Genomic DNA, 19,685 nt, shown 5'->3' with positions numbered 1-19,685 from the left:
GCTCCAGCGGCGGGGAGGAATGATCAGGCAGGCGCGCGAGCAACTGTGCGGGAAAACCGTTTGCAGCCCACGTAGTAAACCAGCGAGGTCAACACCAGACCGACGACCCATGAAATATCCGCACCGTCGAGCTTCTTCGCGATCGGCCCGGTGTACAGGTCGGTTGCGACGAATGGCAGTTGCACGACAATGCCGAACAGGTACGAGAAGATCGCAATGCCGTTAAAACGCCCATAAATACCGCCGTCCTGCCGGAAAAACGAGTCGACATCGTATTGGCCGTGGCGCACGAGGTAGTAGTCGATCAGGTTGACCGCCGTCCAGGGCACCAGCACGTACAACAGCAACAGAATGAAGTTCGTGTAGGCCGCGAGGAAGTTGTTTTGACCAAACAACGCAATCGTCAGAGAAATGGCAAACAGCGCCAGAGCGGTGACAGCACGCGCTCGTGCCTTGCCGGACCATGAGGGAAACAACGTTTGCAGAATCGTGATGGTCGAAAGCGCTCCGCAATACAGATTCATTGCGTTAGTCGCCGCAATGCCGATAGACAGTACGATCACGACCAGCGTGCTGATGCCGTGCGTAAGCGTCGTGAGGCCGTTGACCACGTCTCCGTCCGCCACCATGAGGCCGATTACGGCGCCCAGCACCATGGGAAAGATCGAACCAAGCGAGCAGCCCCAATAGCTTGCCCAGAATGCGACACGCGAGCCGGTCTCAGCCGGCATGTAGCGCGAATAGTCGGACACGTAGGGCGCATAGGCGATCTGCCAGAGTGCCGCGACTGAAATCGTGCCGAGAAAGCCCGTCAGATTCGCGCTGTTCTTCGCGAAGAAATCAGCCGGCAGTCCATGCACGAAAATGATCCACACGAAGGCGAGCACCAGCACCGCACCGGAGCACCACGTCATCAACCGCGTATAGGCATGGATCAGGTTGTAGCCGAAGATCGTCGCCACGAGGCTCAGTATGCCCACGACGATCACGCCGTCGTTCACGCTGACGGCAGGGGTCAGGCTGCGCAGCGCCTGGCCGCCGAGGACGAGGTTCGACGCAAAGAACCCGAGGTACATGATCACTACGAGCCCCACCACCAGCAGCGAGCCGATCGAGCCGAACTGGCCACGCGTTTGCACCATTTGCGGGACACCCAACTGCGGCCCTTGCGCCGAGTGCAGGGCCATGAAAACCGCACCCACCAGCGTGCCGATCACGATTCCCAGCACGCCCCACCAGAACGGTTGCTTGAACACCGTGACGGCCAGCGCGCCGGTGACGATGGTCAGCAACATGATGTTCGAGCCGAACCAGATCGTGAACAGATCGCTCGCCTTGCCGTGCCGTTCGGCGGCAGGAATGGGCTGGATCGTGCTTTGTTCCAGACGGCCAATCGTATCTTCCTGATTCATCGGCTTGTTCCTTGAGGTTCGTCAAATTGGATTCACAGCCCGACTGTTCAACAACAAAAAAACCACCGAAAGAACTAATTAGCTTTCCATTGAATTGGTTTTCCCTATGTTTTTCTCGACACGCATAGGGCGTGCCGAAGCAACCGTTGCATAGACGGTGCCTCTTCATTGGATCGGTTTAATCTTCTTGGAAAGAAAATACGACTGCGGCGATAGTCGATATGCGGCGGATCGTGCTTACGCCGAGCAGCATTTCTTTTCGGAGACACGTTTGATCACTATCTACGGCGAGCGCCATCGCCTTCATCATGGCCGCAGCGAACTGATCGACGGCGAATTGAAGCCGTGCTTCGAGATGCCACGGCGCGTCGAGATCGTCCACGATCGCTTGCGCCAGGTCGGGCTCGGCGAGGTAATCGCTCCGACTCGCTTCGGCATCGACGCGTTGAGCCGCGTGCACAGTGATGCCTACCTGGATTTTCTGCAAACCGCGTGGCGGGACTGGAGCGCGCTCGGCCGCACGCACGATGCGCTGCCGACCATCTGGCCGGCGCGTGGCCTGCGGCGCGACCGCGCGCCGCTTAGCATCGACGGCAAGCTGGGTTTCTATGCAATGGATGCAGGTGCGCCGATTACCTCGGGCACCTGGTACGCGATCGAAGAATCCGCGCATGTTGCCCTGACTGGCGCGCAGTGCGTGAGCAACGGCGAGCGCGCGGCCTTCGCGTTGTGCCGGCCGCCTGGGCATCACGCGGGACGCGACGTGATGGGCGGCTACTGCTACCTGAATAACGCCGCCATCGCGGCCGAACACTGGCTCGCGCACGGTGCCAGGCGTGTAGCCATACTCGATGTCGACTATCACCACGGTAACGGCACGCAATCGATCTTCTACGAACGCGACGACGTGCTGTTCGCGTCGCTGCATGCGGACCCGTCGATCGATTACCCGTATCTGCTGGGCTATGCGGAAGAAACCGGCCGCGACGCCGGCGAAGGCTTCAATTTTAACTATCCGCTGCCGTGGGGCACGAATTGGTCCGGGTACTCAGCAGCGCTCGCTCATGCCGGCACGCAAATCAACTGGTTCGCGGCTGATGCACTGGTGGTCTCGCTTGGGGTCGATACGTTCGAAGGCGATCCGATTTCGCAGTTCCGGCTCACAAGCGACGACTATCCGCGAATCGGTGCGGCAATCGCACAACTCGGCTTACCGACGCTGTTCGTGATGGAAGGTGGTTACGCGGTGGAAGAGATCGGCGTCAACGCGGTGGGCGTACTGACCGGTTTTGAAGAACACCTGAGGGTTGCGTTGCGGTGATATCCCATACGAGCGCCGTGCCGGACATGGGACTCTTTTCGCATCGCATCGTTGCGCATCGTTGCCAGGCATGAGGCGCTCCCTGAGGTCCGGGAATGGCCGATGAATGCGCGAACCGGCAGGAAACCGGTTCGCACATCCTGTATCAGCTCTTGAGCCGATACCCGGTCTTGAAGATCCACGCGACGATCACGAGAAACACCGCCAGAAACAGCGCGGTCATACCGAGGCTGACACCGACATCCACATCGGCGAGGCCATAAAAACTCCAGCGAAATCCGCTGACCAGATAAACAATCGGATTGAACAGCGTCACGATTTTCCAGAAGGGCGGCAGCATATTGACCGCATAGAAACTGCCGCCGAGGAACGTAAGCGGCGTGATGATCAGGAGCGGTACGAGTTGCAGCTTCTCGAAGCTATCTGCCCAGATGCCGATAATGAAACCGAGCAGACTGAACGTGACAGCGGTCAGCACCAGGAACAGAATCATCCAGAACGGGTGCAGCACCTGCAGCGGCACGAACAGCCCAGCGGTAGCCAGAATGATCAAGCCGAGCAGAATCGATTTGGTGGCCGCCGCGCCCACATAGCTCACGACGATCTCCAGATACGACACCGGCGCGGACAACAACTCGTAGATCGTGCCGGTAAAGCGCGGAAAGTAAATCCCGAACGAGGCATTCGAAATGCTTTGCGACAGCAGCGACAACATGATCAAACCCGGCACAATGAACGCGCCGTAACTGATGCCATCCACTTCCTTGATACGCGAACCGATTGCCGCACCGAATACGACGAAGTAAAGCGAAGTCGAAATCACCGGTGCGATGATGCTCTGCATCAGCGTGCGCCAGGTGCGCGCCATCTCGAACTTATAGATCGCGCGGATTGCGTAGATATTCATTGGTTACCTCGGAGCAGACTGACGAAGATGTCTTCGAGCGAACTTTGCGTCGTATGCAGATCCTTGAAGCGGATGCCGGCGTCGTCGAGCGCTTTGAGCAGCGCGATGATGTCGGTACGTCCGCCCTCGCCCTCATACGTGTAGATCAACTCGTTGCCACCCTTGGCGACATCCAGCCCATAACCGGTCAGCGCCGGCGGCACCTCCGCGAGCGGACTCTCCAGTTGCAGCGTCAGCTGCTTCTTGCCGAGTTTGCGCATCAACTCCGTCTTCTCTTCCACCAACATGATCTCGCCCGCATTGATCACGCCGATGCGGTCAGCCATTTCCTCGGCTTCGTCGATATAGTGAGTGGTGAGAATGATCGTCACACCGCTCGCGGCGAGCGAGCGCACCAGTTTCCACATGTCGCGGCGCAATTCCACGTCGACACCGGCGGTGGGTTCGTCGAGGAACAGCACGCGCGGTTCGTGCGAGAGCGCCTTCGCGATCAGCACGCGGCGCTTCATACCGCCCGACAGCGTAATGATCTTGCTATCGCGCTTTTCCCACAACGACAGATCGCGCAACACCTTTTCGACGTAAGCGGGGTTTTTCGGCTTGCCGAACAGTCCGCGGCTGAACGAGACGGTTGCCCAGACGGTTTCGAACGAGTCGGTGGTGAGCTCCTGCGGCACGAGGCCGATCAGCGAACGCGCGCCACGATAGTCCACGGCGATGTCGCGGCCGTCCACCATGACGCTGCCAACGCTTGCCTTGACGATGCCGCAGATGATGCTGATGAGGGTGGTTTTGCCCGCCCCGTTGGGCCCAAGCAAGGCGAAGATTTCCCCGCGGTTGATCGCCAGATTGATGTTTTTGAGTGCATGAAAACCTGTGGCATAGGTTTTCGACAGATTCGTGACCGAGACGATTGGCTGCATGAGTTCGACGATGGCAGACACCGGTATTTGATTGGAGGAAGGCAGTGCGAATACGCGACCGCATCCGCAATGTAATGGAAAGTGCGAAAACGTGCAGCGTACCGTCGATTTGCGACGGACGCAGGGGCCTGCCAGGGTCTCAGATGAATCTCGCGGGCATGGGATAGAGAAGCGGAAAGCCGACTGTTTCGCTGCAGTGCAAAATAATTCGGCTTCCGTACCGATCCGGTGAAAGTCGCGGCCAGCGCGGCCATGCCGCATAGCGAAGGATGGAAAATTGCCGCCTGACTATGCCCGGCCGGGAAAGCGGCTGGCAATCACACGCTGAATTTCTTCGGACGACACCGGTTTCACCAGATGATGATCGAAGCCCGCTTCATGTGAACGCTGACGGTCGGCCGCCTGCCCATAGCCGGTCACTGCTATCAGCAACACATTCGCCGTAGCCGCGCGCTGGCGCATCTCCTGCGCGAGTTGAAAGCCGTCCATGCCAGGCAAACCGAGATCGAGCAAAACGATCTCCGGTCCGAATTGTGCGGCGATCTCGAGCGCATGCGCGGCTTCGTGCGCGATGCGCACGTCATAGCCATCCGACTCAAGCAGGAGCGCCATCGCGGTGGCCCCATCGACGCTGTCGTCCACCAGCAGCAGGCGCAGCGCCGGCCCCGCGCCTTGCGGCACGGGAATAGGCGCGGTGACGACCGGCTGCTCAGTTTGCGACAGGCGAGTCAGCGGCAAGCTCACGATGAATTCACTGCCCTGCCCCGTGCCTGCCGAAAATGCCTCGATCCGGCCGCCATGCAGTTCGACCAGCGTACGCGCCAGCGGCAAGCCGATGCCGAGCCCGCCCTCGGAGCGTTCGAGCGAACTCTCGGACTGCACGAACAGATCGAAGATATGAGGAAGTGTCTCTGCAGCAATGCCGACGCCGTTATCGCGCACGCTAATCTGCACGTTGTCGTGCAACTCGCGAACGTCGATGACAATCTCGCCGCCTTGCGGCGTGTACTTCGCCGCGTTCGAGAGGATATTGCCGAGCACCTGCGCGATCCGCACGCCATCGCCGACGATGAAAAGCGGCTCATCAGGCATCTGCGTTCTGAGCGTGTGCCCCTTTCTGGTGAGCGTGGGTGCAGCCGTTTCGATCGCCGCGTCGATGGCGGCGGCGAGGCCAACGATTTCCTGGCGCAGCGTGATCTTGCCCTGTGTGATCCGCGCCACGTCAAGCAGATCGTCGACAAGGCGGCTCAAATGCTTGACCTGGCGACCGATCACCGCGCGCATCGCATCGAAGTTCTGCGGCGAAGGCGAGCGGCTCGGATCGAGCAACTCGATGGCATTGCGGATCGGCGCCAAGGGGTTGCGCAACTCGTGTGCGAGCATCGCAAGGAATTCGTCCTTTCGGCGATCAGCGTCGCGCAGCGCCATTTCGTTGGCCTTGCGCTCCGAGATATCGTTGACGATACCGGCCAGCCGGTAGATGCGGTCGCGCGCATCGCGCACCGGAAAGCCGCGTTCGGCAACCCAGCGGGTTTCACCATCGGGCCGCGCGATACGGTATTCGATCTCATACGGTACGCCGGTTGCCAGCGCGCGATATGCGGTCTCGACCGCAGCTTCGTCTTGCGGATGAATACGTCCCGCCCAGTGACCCGCAGTTGGATGCGGTGCAAACGCTTCGTCGCCCCATAGCCGACGATACGCGGGGCTCACATACAGCAACCGATCGGTTGAAGGGTCAAGCATCCAGAATACGTCGTCGATATTTTCGGCCATCTGGCGAAAGCGTTCTTCGCTTTCAAGTAATGCGCCTTCCGCGCGCCGCACCCGCAACAGGGCGCGCACATGCGCGATCAACTCCGCGGGTTCGATCGGTTCGGTCAGATAGCTATCGGCACCGCCGTTGAGACCGCGAATCTTGTCTGTGCTCTGCACGGCCGCCGCGGAGATCTGCAGCACAAGAATGCCGGCGGTTTCCGGCGCTGACTTGATCTGACGACACACTTCGAAGCCGTTGATGTCCGGCAGCTTGATGTCGAGCAGCACGAGGTCGGGCAACGAGAGGCGGGCGCGTTCGATCGCCTCGGTGCCGTTGGCGGCTTCGATCACCACGAAGCCCGCGCGCGACAGAATACGACTCTTGGCGTACCGTGCGCCGTCGTTGTCGTCGACGTTCAATATCAGAGTGTTGGTCGCGTCGCTCATGGAAGATTGTTTTTCGCCGGGGTATACGCCTGAATGGTCGCGGTAAAGGTCGAGCCTTTGCCCAGTTCGCTTTCGAGCCCGACCGTGCCGCCCAGCAGTTTGCACAGCTTGCTGCACAGCGGCAGACCCAGGCCGGTGCCCTTCGCATAGGTCTGCAGGCGGTTTTCCACCTGCTCGAATTCTTCGAATACGCTCTGCTGATGTTCGGGCGCAATGCCGATGCCGGTATCGCTCACCGAGAAGGTCAGGATCTGTTGAGCAGCGTCATATTGCGCGCGCACCCGCACTTCGCCCTGTTCGGTGAACTTTAGTGCATTGGATATGAAATTGCGGAGAATCTGCGAGACCTTGCCTTCGTCGGCGTAAACCGGCGGGATATCGTCGCAAGGATCGAACAGCAAATCGACGCCGCTCGCCGGCAATAGCGGACGCAACATGCCGCGCAACGCTGAAAACAGATTGGCGACTTCGAATTCGGCGGGCCGCAGTTCGATCTTGCCTGCCTCGATCTTCGCGATGTCGAGCAGGTCGTCGACAGTTTCGGACAGATCCTCGGCCGCCTTGCGAATGAAGCGCACCTGTTTGACCTGTTCGTCGGTCAACTCGCCGTCCACGCGATCCATCAGCAGCTTGGACAGCGCGCGGATCGAATACAGCGGCGAGCGGAATTCGTGACTCATGTTCGACAGGAAGCGCGACTTCGCTTCGTCGGCGCGGCGCAGGTGGTCAGCGCGCTCGTCCAGTTCGGCGTAGAGCGCGACGACCCCGCGATTGGTGTCTTCGAGTTCGCGCGTAAGCCGGACCAGCTCTTCCTGGCGCTCCCGCAAATCGCCTAGCACGTTGACCAGCTCGCGGCTTTGCCGCTGTACTTCATCGAACGAATCTCGCGTGCGCGAGGCGGCCGCGCCTTCGGCATGCGCGGCGGCGGCTACGGCGGCGGCGGAAGCCCGCGCCACCTGCTCGGGCAAGCGCTTGGTCAAGGTGACGACGGCGTCACCCGCCGCGTCTTCGAACAGGCACGCATCCATCAGACGCTGCGCGGCGAGCACGCCCAAGGCGCCGGCAGGTTCTTCGGCACCGGTGGCACGCGCGGCACCGGCAGCCTGCCCGGAAAGATGGTCGAGCGTGGTTGCGGGCGCAACGAAACGAATCAGCAAGCCCGGCGGACGGCTCGCTTCGTCGAGTAGAAATTCGGCGCGCCCGTGCGGCGTTGCGCTCAGCACCGTACGCGCGACTTCGAGCACTGAGGTGGCAATGCGCGTTTGATCCTGCGCGGTAAAGGCAAGCGCTTCGCCAAGTTCGCGCGCGAGCCGGCGCGCGGCAACCACGGCGAACTCACTGTCGATCGGCATCGCATGAAGCGTTTCGGCCATCAGAGATGCTCCGCGTGATGGGTACGCGCGACGAACACCGTGACATCGTCGCGACCACGTGTGAAGTCGCGATACAGCGTGGCGGCGACCAGGGTCGGGTGGTGCAGCGTGAGACCCGGATAGCGATTCAGATCCCAGCGCGTGGCAAGACCGTCGGAGTGCAGGATCAACAAACCGTCCTGCGGCCAGTCGACCTGAAATTCCTGGGCCTTGCGCAACTGATGGCCTACGATGCCGGCGTGCGACACCAGATGGCGATGACCGTAGGGTGTCCAGACACTCGCGGCGATGTTGCCGACGCCGCAAAAGCGCGCGACGCCGGGCGTGCCGTCCGCGGCGGCCTGCGCCGGGATCCGCGCGACGCCGAGCGCGGCACCACGGGTGGGCCGCAGCGCTTCGTGCGAGGCCGCGACGATGTCCTCGACGCTCGAGGGCCCAAGCCGGGCAAACGTATCGGTCGCGGCAATGGCTGCGCTATTCGCCAACGCGCCGTGGCCGAGTCCGTCGGCGACCATCACCGTGAATTCGCCCGCCGTGTAACCGCACGTCCATGCGTCGCCACATAGCATCTCGCCCTGCAGCGGCAGATTGATCGCGCCATACTCAATTGGCCCGCGAAGATCCGCGACTGCCGAGCCGGAGTCGGCCCAGACCACGATGCGCAGCACCGTGCCGAGACCCGCAGCGCTCCAGATGTCGAGATCGTCGGCGAGGCGTTGAATCGCGCCCATGCCATTGCCGGGACTGCCAGCGGTCGTATAGCCGTCGACGAAACAGGCGTGCAGATCGTGAATACCCGGACCGCTGTCGATCGCGAGCAGCTCAATGCCGTAACGCGACGGCAACGCCGTCTCGCTGATCGGCCGCACAAGCAATTCTCCGCGCTGTGCATGTTTCAGCTGATTGGTCGCGCACTCGGTCACGATGATCGCCAGCTTGCCAATCACCGTTTCGCCGCAGCCGATGCTATGCGCCAACTCACCGATACCGCGCCGCGCGTACGAAACCTGGCTTGGATCGCCGATTTCGAAGCGCTGTTGGTGCGCACTCGTCCCGTTCAGAACGGCTTCCATTTCGTCACAGAAATATGAGTACCTGCGCCCGGTGCCGAGCGGATTTCGAACTCGTCGCACAGCCGTTTCGCGCCGCCGAGCCCCAGACCCAGGCCATTGCCGCTGGTATAGCCGTCGGTGAGCGCTTTTTGAATGTCGGCGATGCCCGGTCCGTTGTCGACGAACTCGAGGCGCAAACCGGCACGGCCGTTACGCTGAACGCGATAAAAGTGTACGTCACCGCCGCCGCCGTAGGTGAGCGTATTGCGGGCGAGTTCACTCGCCGCGGTAACCAGTTTCGTCTGATCGATTAACGACATGCCTAGCGCCACGGCTTTCTCGCGCACGAAGCGACGTAACCGCACAATCTGCTCGTCCGAGCGGATCGGCATGGTCTCCTCGGGCGGCAGGCCGTCAGGACCCGTCGGACCATTCGGGGCGGCCGCATTGTCGTTGCTCGTCATGGAGGATAGAGGCACGCTGCCGTGCTGCCCGAGAATGGCGCTCAAAGCAGTTCCGTACCCGTGAGCAACGCCATGCCCTTCTCGACGTTCAAAGCGGTGCGCACACCGGGCAGCGCCAGACCGAGTTCGACCAGCGTAATCGCAACGGAGGGCTGCATGCCGACCACCACGGTTTCCGCGTCAAGGACGCGCGCCATCGCGGCCGTGTCGCCGATCATTCGGCCGATGAACGAATCCACCACGTCGAGCGATGAAATATCGATCAGCACGCCTTTGGCGCGGTCTTTGACGATACGGCTAGTCAGATCGTCCTGCAATGTCATCGCCAGACGGTCGTGCATGTCTACCTGGATGGTGACAAGCAGCAGCTTGCCCATCCGCAAAATCGGAATGCGTTCCATCGCCGGATCCGGTTGGTGGTCGCGTGAGCCGGCGTCAGTCGCCGACGAACTGGTTGCCGCGCAATGCGAGAGGCGTGTGGGGCATACCTGGGCCTTCGGCATGACGACCGGCGTTCGGGACGGACTTGCCCGTGCGTTGCAGCGCAATGGTGAACGCATCAGCGAGCGTGGCCTTGGTGATCACGTTCGACAGATTCACACCCAGATGAACGATGGTCTGCGCGATTTGCGGGCGGATTCCGCTGATGATGCAATCGGCGCCCATCAGCCGCGCGGCCGCCACAGTCTTGAGCAGATGTTGTGCCACGAGGGTATCGACTGTCGGCACGCCGGTGATGTCGATGATAGCGATCGCGGCGCCGGTATCGACGATCTTCTGCAGCAGGCTTTCCATCACGACCTGGGTGCGAGCCGAGTCGAGCGTGCCGATCAACGGCAACGCGAGAATACCGTCCCAAAGTTGCACGACCGGCGTGGACAGTTCCAGCAACTCCTGCTGTTGACGCACGATGACCTGCTCACGGCTCGTCTGGAAAACTTCTGTGGTGTAAAGGCCGAGCGCGTCGAACAGCGCGCTGATGGTCCAGGTCAATTCCGCCAGTTTGGCGGGATCGCCCGCCAGTTCGCCACGCAGGCGTGCAAAGAGCGGCTCCTTCAACGAAAACACGAACATTGCAGTTTCGACGGGCGTAAAACCCTGCCGCGCGCGTTGCGTCGACACTTCAGCGAGCAGGCTCCGCACGTCGTCCCACACCGGCGTCCTGAAGTCGACACGGTCCGATGCTGCAAGCGCAGTGCAGGTTAACGCGACGAATTGCACGAACTGGTTGCGCAGTTGCGCTTCGGTGACACCACCGCGGCGCGCCGCGATTGCGTATTGCTGGGCGACCCACTCGCCCAGTAACTCGCTCTGCCGTTCGTTGAATAGTTGGGCGAGACGCGTTCCGCCGAGTGTTTCCATGCAAGTTTCCCCAGTCGTTTATCAGCGGGCGGCGCGGGCGCCGGGCCGTGTACTTTACTCGTGTTCAAGCATGCTGCCGATAGGGCGCATTGGACTCTAGCATGGGCTAGAACGCCTTAACAATGCTACGGCCCCGATTCGTATGCAAGCACTATCGGTCGTATCCTGGAAGCACTTGCGGAGGGTTTTAATCGGCTGCTTTTACACGGACCGGCGATAGCTCGGCGCACAGTCAGGTAACAATTTCCTGCAATGAAACACCATCACACCCGTCCCCTTGACACCCGCCATGACGCGCGGCCGCAGTTGCTGCACTGCAGCCAAACGTTTGCGCAATCTGATGGGTGTCCCTATCCATACCGTCCGATCGGTTCGCATCACTTCGGATACCTACGGTTGCACCTGATCTATCGGCAATCGTTTTTGCAAATTCCGCAGGGACCTGTCACGGTTCGGCGCACGCGAAGCTGCTGGCGAGATTCACATTGCCCTTTCCGCTGTAGCGGGGAAACAGCGGGTAACGGCACAATGGACGCGAACGTCCGTTGGTCGCCGCCGCGATATCGGTAGCGGTCAAGGTTTCGGGCGATGCACCATGCGTCACCCAATTGTCGAGCGCACCCAGCAGATCCACGGATGGAATGAATACGCCGCTGCCGTGTTGAAAACCCGGCACCATGTAGAGCCGCATGAACGCATTGACCTGGTCGATGCCGAAGCGATCGACCAGCGCTTCGTAGTAAGCGATCGTCTGGTTCGGGCTGATGACTTCGTCGGCGAGGCCTTGCAGCGTAATGAGTTTGCCGCCGTGTGCGATGTAGCGTGCAAGGTCGGGGTTCATCGCGCCGATCGTCTGTGAAAGCGCGATCAGTTGCCCACGATATTTGCCGGGATGCTGCGGCTCGAACCTGAGCGAGTCGAACTCCGCGTCCCGCGTCACGAAATAACGGATATAGCCGTCGCCCTGCGCGAACAGGTAGCCGTTGGCGAAGAAGGTCGGCACCGGCAAGCGCTCGGGTTGATGCGCGAGCCCGAGCAGGCCGCTCAGATGCGTGCCCTGAAAGATGTTGTAGCCGCGATAGCCGGTGACGTCCCACGCCAGTTTGTAGGGCAACGAGAGGCCGTCGCGCATCGTCAGCAACGTGGAGAGTTGCGCATCGGTGAGGCACTCGTCGTGCGACGGCGCACGTCCGGCGCAACGCAACGAGGCGATGATTTCCGCTTCGTGCTTCCGGCATCCGGCAACGTCGCTGATGATGCCGTCCACCGCGCCGTCGAGCCCGTCGCAGACCGTGAGCGTTCGTTGATACACGTGCTCGAGCACCAGTGGCGGGATGAAACCGCCGGGCGTCGCGTATTCCGCCTGGCCGATTTTCACGCCCATCAAACGCACGCCGGAAAAATTGAGCGCGGGTGAATTGGCGATCACACCGTCGTAGTCGTCGGGATAGCGCTGCATCACCGTGTAGCCTTCGCGGCCACCCGTCGAGCCACCGGCGAAATACATCCGTTGCGGCGGCCGGCCATAGGCGCGCGCAATGAGCGCGAGGGCGGCGTCGTGCGTTTTCTTCAGATGCGCGTAGCCGAAATTCGTCACGGCTTCATCAACAAGGCCAAAGACCGCGAGCGATGAATTGCCCACATGCCCCGAGTCGTCGCCGAAGGTCGCATAACCTTGCGCGAGCGGTGCGCGATCCGGAGAGAACGGCATCACGCCCGTACCGCTCACCACTACGCCGTTATAGCCTCCGCCACCGATCTGCAGCGCACGGCCGTTCCAGCGGCGTGGCAAATTCAGGTCGAAGCGAATGTCGGGCGTGCTGGCCTTGAGCGCCTTGATTCGGCCGGTGACGCGGCAATATTCGCCGCCCTGCTGATTGCCGGGCGCGGTGGCCGCCACCATCACCGCGCTTTCGATCTGCACGCCGGCAGTGGGCAACGCAATCAGTTCAGGCGGTAACACCGCGCCGGCGAATTCCGTGCAACGCATGGCGAGCAGTGCTTCCCTGGGCGCGGCGAATGCCTCTGAGCCACTCATCAACCATAGCACTGCACCGACGGCTGTAACGGCCGTGCATGAACCGAGCGTGGAACGCACATGGCGCACATGGCGCACACGCGCCTTCATCCGTAACCCGCGCCATTGGCGGCCGGGCGCGACTGCTGCCCTTTCCAGTCGTTCCAGCCGCGCGCGATCATCAGCACCGCGCCAATGGCGACCAGATCGCCGCCGAGTCCGATCAGCGTGCCGCGAAAACCGTGGAACGTATGCGGCGTCGCCGTATCGACAATCAATGACACCAGCGTGCCGCCGACGAAACACACAAGTCCGGTACGGCCGACCGTCACCACGGCCGGCAACCGCTGTGCGAGCCACGCGATGCTGCCCACGCGCACGAACTGCGCGGCGAGCCAGGCGATGACGATAAAGTTGATCACGCGTTCCACGGAGAGGTTCTGCTTATGCACGCCGGGCAGCGGCTGCGTCAGCACAAAGAGTTTGACGATGGCGAACGCCAGCACCGCGACCACCGCGGCCCGCGTGAGCCAGCGCGCCATGGGGGTTGCGTGGAAGCGCCCGCTGATGGGTTGCACCCGGCACAGAATGCCGAGCACGAACATCAGTTGCCATGCAAATGGATTAAAAGCCCAGTCGGCCACGTCGTCAATGCTGAACAATGCGGCCAGTGGCCGGGCGAGTGCCCAGATTGTCACGCTCAGGCCCAGCGCCGTGAGTGACGAGCGGCGCGCCAATGGCACCACGAACGGCACGAATAGCGCGAAGATAACGTACATGGGCAGTACGCTCGAGAGATACGGCTGGCGCCGCAGCAGAGCAATGTCGAACGCCTCACGCAGCGGTTGAACGGCAAACGGCTGCCAGCCGGTAAGGTCGACCATCGGCTGGTTCAGATGCAATAGCGCGAGGACGGCGCCGGATAACAGCGTCAATACGGCCGTCAACAGGTAGGCGCGATAGATCTCCCAGCAGCGCCTGACGAAGCGCAGCTTCGCCGCGCTCTCGCCGCGGCCCGCGAGCACCGCCGTATACGCTGCCGCCGACGCATAGCCGCCGAGGAACACGAACACTTCAGCTGAATCGCATAAAGCATAGGCGTGCAACATAAGATGCGACAACGTGCTGCCGGGAATATGGTCCAACACGATGACAATCAACACGACGCCGCGGAAGAAATCCACTTCGATCGAGCGTCCGCGGCGGGTGTCCATTCAGGTTCTCGTAAGATGGCGTGCGTATGCAATACGCCGTGAAAAGCGGCCGTATAACCTTGTTTCCGGTAGGAACTCCATAACAATAAAACGTTCCCACCGTTGCCGTACATCATGTCGACGCGCGCTGACAACCGCCCTCTAAATGCATGCGGAGTGGCAGCAATCCGAAATCCAGATGTCGGCGTACGGTAAAACTGGATCGTCGCGCATTCAGTTAGCGGAAAGTCTTGCGGCAAGTTTTGCGGCTTTAACGCGTCGAGTGCGAGCGCAATCGGTAAGGGTCGCGAAAAAAAATCACTGATTGTGACGCGCGATTTTTTTCGCTTTTTTTCATCGTAGGATGAATTCATGCATGCCCGTCGGGCATCCCGCGTTTCGCGCGATGCCACCCTTCGACGGCGGCCACTCATGTGGACCGGACACGCTGCCGGGCTGATCTTCGATCTCCTGGCTTGCTGTGCGTTGGTGCGACGCCTTCTATTTGCCGTGGCTGACTTTGCCGCCACCCATGCGCTCCGGTCCTTCCACTATCGCCCTGAACGGCAGCGCCGTGCGCGCCGCCTTCGCACTGGAAGACGTCCACATGAACAACAGGATTGCCGGCTTCGACGGATTGCGTGCGATTGCAGTCCTGATGGTATTTTTTCAACACCGACTATTCGGCGAGATCGGCGAGATCGGTCACCTCGGCGTGTGGATCTTCTTCGCACTGAGCGGCTTTCTGATCATCGGCATTCTGTCCGCGCAACGCACGCGCATCGAGAGAAACGGCAGTCGGTTCGGCGCTGAACTCAAGCGTTTTCTGTTTCGCCGCACGCTGCGCATATTTCCGATTTACTACCTGATGCTGGTTGTGATGTGCGTGCTGATGGCGCTCGGCATGGCGAGTCCGGAACTGGCTGGCGGCATGCCGTTTCATTTCGCTTATCTGTCGAATTTCTGGATCGGCTCCGTGCTGCATTACTGGCCGGGCCGATACTCGCATCTCTGGAGTCTCGCGATCGAAGAACAGTTTTATCTCGTGTTTGCGCCGCTATTGCTGCTGGTTGCGGCGCGGCGACATCGTGCAGTATGCCTTGCGATCGTCGCGGTTGGACTCGTTTCGCTGCTGGCGATGCGCGCGGCACAGTGGCCGGAAATCACCATCTATACGCATCCCCTGAGCAACTTCTGGTTGCTGGCCCTGGGCGGGATTGGCGGCTTGATAATCGCTGGAAAAGCGAGCCGCTTGCGAGTCCTGCTAGGGCACGGCATGACGCTGTTCGTTTTGAGTGTTTGCCTTGTGGGGTTTTGCGCGACTGAGCCAAGGTGGAGCCAGTTGGGCAGCGCTCTTGCCTTCACGATGATCAGCGCATTGTATGGCCTCTGCATCGCGGCGCTTGTGTGTTCGATTGCATGCTGCCGTAACGCGGCGGTGATCGGCCTGCTTGAAACCGGCTGGCTGGTGAACTTCGGGCGCATCAGCTACGGCTTTTATCTCTATCACAATCTGATTCCGGACCTGACCCGCAATCGCCACGCCATGGCGCTCTTCGGCGGCACTGTGCCGCTATGGGCGCACGTCGCCGGAATTATCGCCTCGTTCCTGATTTCGCTGACGATGGCCATGCTGTCCTGGCGGCTGATCGAAGCGCCCATTCTTCGCCTGAAAACGCGGCGCGCGCCCGTAGACGCCGCAACTTCGACGCTCCCGCAAACGCCGGCCACGTTTACCGCTCGCAATGGGCGTGCAATGAGAAACGAAGACGCCGCTTCAGATGCCGCTTGAAGAACCGATTCTTACGCTCCGCTTTCATACGACTTGCGTAAGGGCGCGGTATCATGCGGCCTCACTTAGCCGGCTGCTTTGAACCTTGCGCGACACGCGGGCACTGAACAGGCCGAACGATAAAAATAAGCCACTGCACGCGCGAACTCCGGTTCATCCGATCCGCGCGGCTGGCTCGCGGACTTCGACGATGGTTCATTTCGGTTTCGCCAATGGCGTGCTGGGCGCGAGCCTGCAGACGCTCAGCCTTTACGCGCTGCTTGGCATCATTGCAGCGCTGTTGCTGGGCGGGATGGTCAAGGGCGTGGTGAGTATCGGCGTGCCGCTGGTTGCGATGCCAATTCTCAGCCAGTTTATGCCGATCAAGGAGGCCGTTCTATTGCTGTCCATGCCGATCATTCTCGGCAATATTCCACAGGCACTGGAAGGTGGCGACATGCTGCCGACGATCCGACGCATTGCCGCGCCATTGATCGGTACAGTGATCGGCAACATCGTCGGCGTGAGCGTTTTGATCTCGCTGGCGCCACATCGCGCGCAGGCTGCCGCGGGCATACTGCTGATCGTCGCGGCACTGCTCCTCCTGCTTTCGCCGCGGCTCACGTTGACGCCGGCATGGGCGAAGCCCGCGGGCTTCGTGCTGGGATTCGGCGCGGCACTAATGGAGAGCATCGCTTCGGTGCCGGGGCCTTTGCTGGCGATGTATCTGATCGCCACAGGCGCCACGGGGAAAGTCTTTACGAAGCAGATCGCGATTATTCTGGTGGTTTCGATTATCACGCTGGTCGCCACGTTTAGTGGCGGTGCGCATGCCAGCTGGAGCGATCTGGCCATTTCGACCTGTGCGAGTGTGCCGGTAATCGTGGGGATGCTATTGGTACGGCCACTGAGAGACAGATTGCCGCCGGGAGCGTTTCGAGTTCTGGTTCTAGTGTTCGTTCTGGCAGCCGCCGCGCAGATGGTCTGGAAATCCGGGGTTTTATAAGCGTTCGGGTTACGCTCGCCCGTCAATCCAAACCGTGAAACACGTTTTTTCGCGCTCCCTCGGCGCAAAGCGGCTCAAGCGGCTCAGGCGGCAGCCGGCTCGTGGACGATCTTCAGCGCGCTCTTGTGCTCCTTGATCAACCGGTAGACGGTTTCGCCAGGAACGGTCTCCCGCTCGAGCAGTTCGTCGGCAATAGCGCGCAGCACGGGCTCATAGGCGTGCAGCAGCCCATAGCACAACCCATTCAATTCCTTGAGCAGCACGTTAGCGTGCTCGATAGCGCTCTTCATTTGCAGGCCTGCGTACTGGGACGGCAGCGCCGCGAGGCTGAACAGATCGCCGTCGCGGTTGAAGCCGAACTTTGACACCATGTCGAGACTGATGCGCGACGCTTCCTGCAGATCTGACGCAGCACCACTCGACGCTTCGGAGAACGTGAGAATTTCGGCGTTACGTCCGCCGAGCAAGACCTGAATTTCGTTGCGAATTTCAGTTTCGCGGTACAGGTGCTTGTCCTGCGCCTTCGTGATGAGCGCGACGCCCAACGCGCCGCCACGCGGCAAGATCGTGACCTCTTCGAGCACGCCGGTGCCGAGCAGCGCGGCAACCAGACCGTGCCCCGCTTCGTGCACCGCGATACGCGTACGTTCGTCCTCGCTCAATGCCCGTTCGGCACCGCTCACGTCACCGATACGCGCAATCTTGATCGCTTCCATGAAATGCTTCGCGGCGATCTCTGTCTCGCCTGCTTTGCGCGCGACCAGTCCCGCCTGATTCACGACCATCGCGACCGTTGCCGGAGAAAGGCCCGTGGTCAGCCGAGCGAGCTGGTCGTAGTCGATGTCGGCGGCTTTCGACTTCAGCTTCTGCGCATAGAAGCGGAAAATCCTGGCGCGGTCTTCGCGGTCGGGCAAACGGACCTGCACGGTGCGATCGAACCGGCCGGGTCGGCGTAAGGCCTCGTCCAGACTGTCAGGATGGTTGGTCGCCGCGACGATGATGACGCCTTCGTTCGAAGCAAAGCCATCCATCTCCGCCAGCAACTGATTGATGATGCGATTGCTTTCGGCTTCGACGGGACCGCCGCCCGTATCCGTGCGCTTGGCGAGGCCGTCGGCTTCGTCGATAAAGATGACCGTGGGCGCATTCTTGCGTGCGAGTTCGAACAGGTGTTTGACCTTCTGGATGCCGACGCCGTAGTACTTCGCGCTGAAATAGCTGCCCGTGATCGAAATGAAGTTCGCCCCGCATTCGCCGGCGAGCGCCTGTGCAAGCCGCGTCTTACCGACGCCTGGGCCACCGACCATCAGAATGCCGCACGGTGGGCGCACGCCCATCGACGTGAACTGTTTCGGATCGGACAGATAGCCGCGGATGTCCGCAAGTGCCGCCTTCGCCTCACCCGCGCCGATCACGTCGTCGAACCGCAGCGTGGGCGCCTTGCTGAGAAGCGACGCGCCACCTCCCATCTCGCGGCGCATGAACCACACCATGCCGCCGATCAGCAACAGCGGCAACAGCAAGCTGATCGCGTCACGCACCTGGCCGAATACCGGAGCCCAGCGCGCCGCGCCCGAGCGGATGTCCGCATCAGGCAGCCACACGAGTTGATAGGGCGCAGTCTGGTCGGCTTTGGGTTCGCCGAGCAGCAGTGCATGCGAGAACATCGCGTTATGGTCAGTGACGAAGTATTTCGTGCCGTCGCGCTTCGACACCAGAATCGCGTTGGGACTCACGCCGATCGCGGCCACGTTGGCGTCGTGAATGTCACGCAACATCTGCGACGCGTCTTTCTCTTCACGCGTCCACGCCGAAGTGTCGTGACGCATCTGGTTCGCGATGCCGGTAAGCGCCGGGGCAGGCTGCGCGTCGCGTTGCTGGTAATGCCAGACGCTCAATGCGACTAATACCGCGATGAGTGCAGCGCCGAGCCCCATGGCGATCTTGCGTACGCGTCTTTTCCCAAGCGAGTTCTTTCCCGGCTTCATGAGTCACTTCCAAAAACGGGCCAATGCGGCCCTAATACTGGTCAAAATCAGGTGGTAGAGGTTGGCGAGGAGGAATCGGTTGACGCGACACCGCGCATGCGCGGAAAGAAGGACACCAAAACATGCGTCCCGTTTAGCAGCTCGCACACCGGCCAGTATGCCGGGTGATCGCCTTTCCAATTTGCGGAAAAGGACCCTTTCTACCGTGTATCCGGCGATTCATGTCGTCGAATTCGGGGAGCGATCGTCGCCTCAAAAAACGACGGCCCGCCGCTCCGGGCACAGTTTATCAGCCCTATATTCACCGCGTATTCTGAATATCTGCAATTAACCGCGCCCTATTAAAAAGCGGTCAAAATTGCTGTAAATCGCGGAATATTGGAAACGCCCATCCAGGCAGGCCGGCGGCTATTAGTTGGCGTAGGCGTGATACTGGGGGATAAGCCGAGCGAGCGCCCGGCGAGGGCAACACTTTTGTGCCGCCCTCGACCGGTCGCTCGGCCAAGTCTGGAGGCGCATACAGCGACACCCCCGAACGTCCGGTGGGCAAGACGCCCACCTTTTTTGCAACTGAGCGGCGAGCCTCTAATGGGCCCGACCGCATCCCGCCGCACTCTCAGGTCCTTCTTTTTTATTGCCAGTGCCTTAAGACACCGGTCTGCTCTCCCGCAACTACCCCCGATCCTTGCAA

15 protein-coding genes are annotated in these 19,685 nt (G+C 61.0%); 3 read left to right on the top strand and 12 right to left on the bottom strand.

Annotated features, from left to right (window positions below; translation table 11 throughout):
* Window positions 1–23: 23 nt before the first annotated feature.
* Window positions 24–1,412 carry a purine-cytosine permease family protein gene (locus PQQ52_RS04695; RefSeq protein ID WP_408207309.1) on the bottom strand — a complete coding sequence of 463 codons (1,389 nt, stop codon included), beginning with the start codon at window positions 1,410–1,412 and terminating at the stop codon, window positions 24–26.
* A gap of 271 nt (window positions 1,413–1,683) precedes the next feature.
* On the opposite strand from PQQ52_RS04695, the gene PQQ52_RS04690 reads away from it, so the two are divergent.
* Window positions 1,684–2,733 (top strand): histone deacetylase family protein, encoded by a 1,050-nt coding sequence (locus PQQ52_RS04690; RefSeq protein WP_408207307.1) that lies wholly within the window; start codon window positions 1,684–1,686, stop codon window positions 2,731–2,733.
* A 145-nt stretch (window positions 2,734–2,878) separates the two neighbouring features.
* On the opposite strand, the gene PQQ52_RS04685 is transcribed toward PQQ52_RS04690, so the two are convergent.
* From PQQ52_RS04685 to PQQ52_RS04640, 10 genes are all read right to left on the bottom strand, one after another.
* On the bottom strand, window positions 2,879–3,640 hold the full coding sequence (locus PQQ52_RS04685) for an ABC transporter permease (protein ID WP_408207305.1): 762 nt from the start codon (window positions 3,638–3,640) through the stop codon (window positions 2,879–2,881).
* A complete protein-coding gene (locus PQQ52_RS04680; RefSeq protein ID WP_408207736.1) occupies window positions 3,637–4,563 on the bottom strand; it encodes an ABC transporter ATP-binding protein in 927 nt (308 codons plus the stop codon). Before PQQ52_RS04680 ends, PQQ52_RS04685 begins: the two co-directional genes overlap by 4 nt.
* Window positions 4,564–4,851: 288 nt before the next feature.
* The gene (locus tag PQQ52_RS04675; RefSeq protein ID WP_408207303.1) at window positions 4,852–6,768 is read right to left on the bottom strand and encodes a hybrid sensor histidine kinase/response regulator; all 1,917 of its coding nucleotides are present in this window, start codon (window positions 6,766–6,768) and stop codon (window positions 4,852–4,854) included.
* Window positions 6,765–8,141, bottom strand: coding sequence for a sensor histidine kinase (locus tag PQQ52_RS04670; protein ID WP_408207301.1), 1,377 nt, complete (start codon window positions 8,139–8,141; stop codon window positions 6,765–6,767). Before PQQ52_RS04670 ends, PQQ52_RS04675 begins: the two co-directional genes overlap by 4 nt.
* Window positions 8,141–9,214, bottom strand: coding sequence for an ATP-binding protein (locus PQQ52_RS04665; RefSeq protein WP_408207299.1), 1,074 nt, complete (start codon window positions 9,212–9,214; stop codon window positions 8,141–8,143). The genes PQQ52_RS04670 and PQQ52_RS04665 overlap by 1 nt, the downstream gene beginning before the upstream one ends.
* Window positions 9,199–9,657, bottom strand: coding sequence for an anti-sigma regulatory factor (locus PQQ52_RS04660; protein WP_408207734.1), 459 nt, complete (start codon window positions 9,655–9,657; stop codon window positions 9,199–9,201). The genes PQQ52_RS04665 and PQQ52_RS04660 overlap by 16 nt, the downstream gene beginning before the upstream one ends.
* 41 nt (window positions 9,658–9,698) lie before the next feature.
* On the bottom strand, window positions 9,699–10,058 hold the full coding sequence (locus PQQ52_RS04655; protein WP_408207298.1) for an STAS domain-containing protein: 360 nt from the start codon (window positions 10,056–10,058) through the stop codon (window positions 9,699–9,701).
* A 34-nt stretch (window positions 10,059–10,092) separates the two neighbouring features.
* A complete protein-coding gene (locus tag PQQ52_RS04650; RefSeq protein WP_408207296.1) occupies window positions 10,093–11,019 on the bottom strand; it encodes an STAS domain-containing protein in 927 nt (308 codons plus the stop codon).
* 445 nt (window positions 11,020–11,464) lie between these two features.
* A complete protein-coding gene (locus PQQ52_RS04645) occupies window positions 11,465–13,057 on the bottom strand; it encodes a tannase/feruloyl esterase family alpha/beta hydrolase (protein ID WP_408207295.1) in 1,593 nt (530 codons plus the stop codon).
* A gap of 86 nt (window positions 13,058–13,143) precedes the next feature.
* On the bottom strand, window positions 13,144–14,250 hold the full coding sequence (locus PQQ52_RS04640) for an OpgC domain-containing protein (RefSeq protein ID WP_408207294.1): 1,107 nt from the start codon (window positions 14,248–14,250) through the stop codon (window positions 13,144–13,146).
* Window positions 14,251–14,836: 586 nt separating this feature from the next.
* Between PQQ52_RS04640 and PQQ52_RS04635 the strand changes: the two genes are divergently transcribed.
* A complete protein-coding gene (locus tag PQQ52_RS04635) occupies window positions 14,837–16,021 on the top strand; it encodes an acyltransferase family protein (RefSeq protein WP_408207732.1) in 1,185 nt (394 codons plus the stop codon).
* Between the two features lie 190 nt (window positions 16,022–16,211).
* Window positions 16,212–17,006, top strand: coding sequence for a sulfite exporter TauE/SafE family protein (locus PQQ52_RS04630; RefSeq protein ID WP_408207292.1), 795 nt, complete (start codon window positions 16,212–16,214; stop codon window positions 17,004–17,006).
* Between the two features lie 83 nt (window positions 17,007–17,089).
* Here the strand turns inward: PQQ52_RS04630 and PQQ52_RS04625 are convergent, their stop codons facing one another.
* Window positions 17,090–18,994, bottom strand: coding sequence for an AAA family ATPase (locus PQQ52_RS04625; protein WP_408207290.1), 1,905 nt, complete (start codon window positions 18,992–18,994; stop codon window positions 17,090–17,092).
* Window positions 18,995–19,685: the final 691 nt, after the last annotated feature.

Source organism: Paraburkholderia sediminicola, from assembly GCF_046030555.1.
Taxonomy (GTDB): Bacteria; Pseudomonadota; Gammaproteobacteria; order Burkholderiales; family Burkholderiaceae; genus Paraburkholderia; species Paraburkholderia sediminicola_E.
Note: the sequence above shows the minus strand (reverse complement) of the source record. Positions and strands in the feature narration are given on the sequence as shown.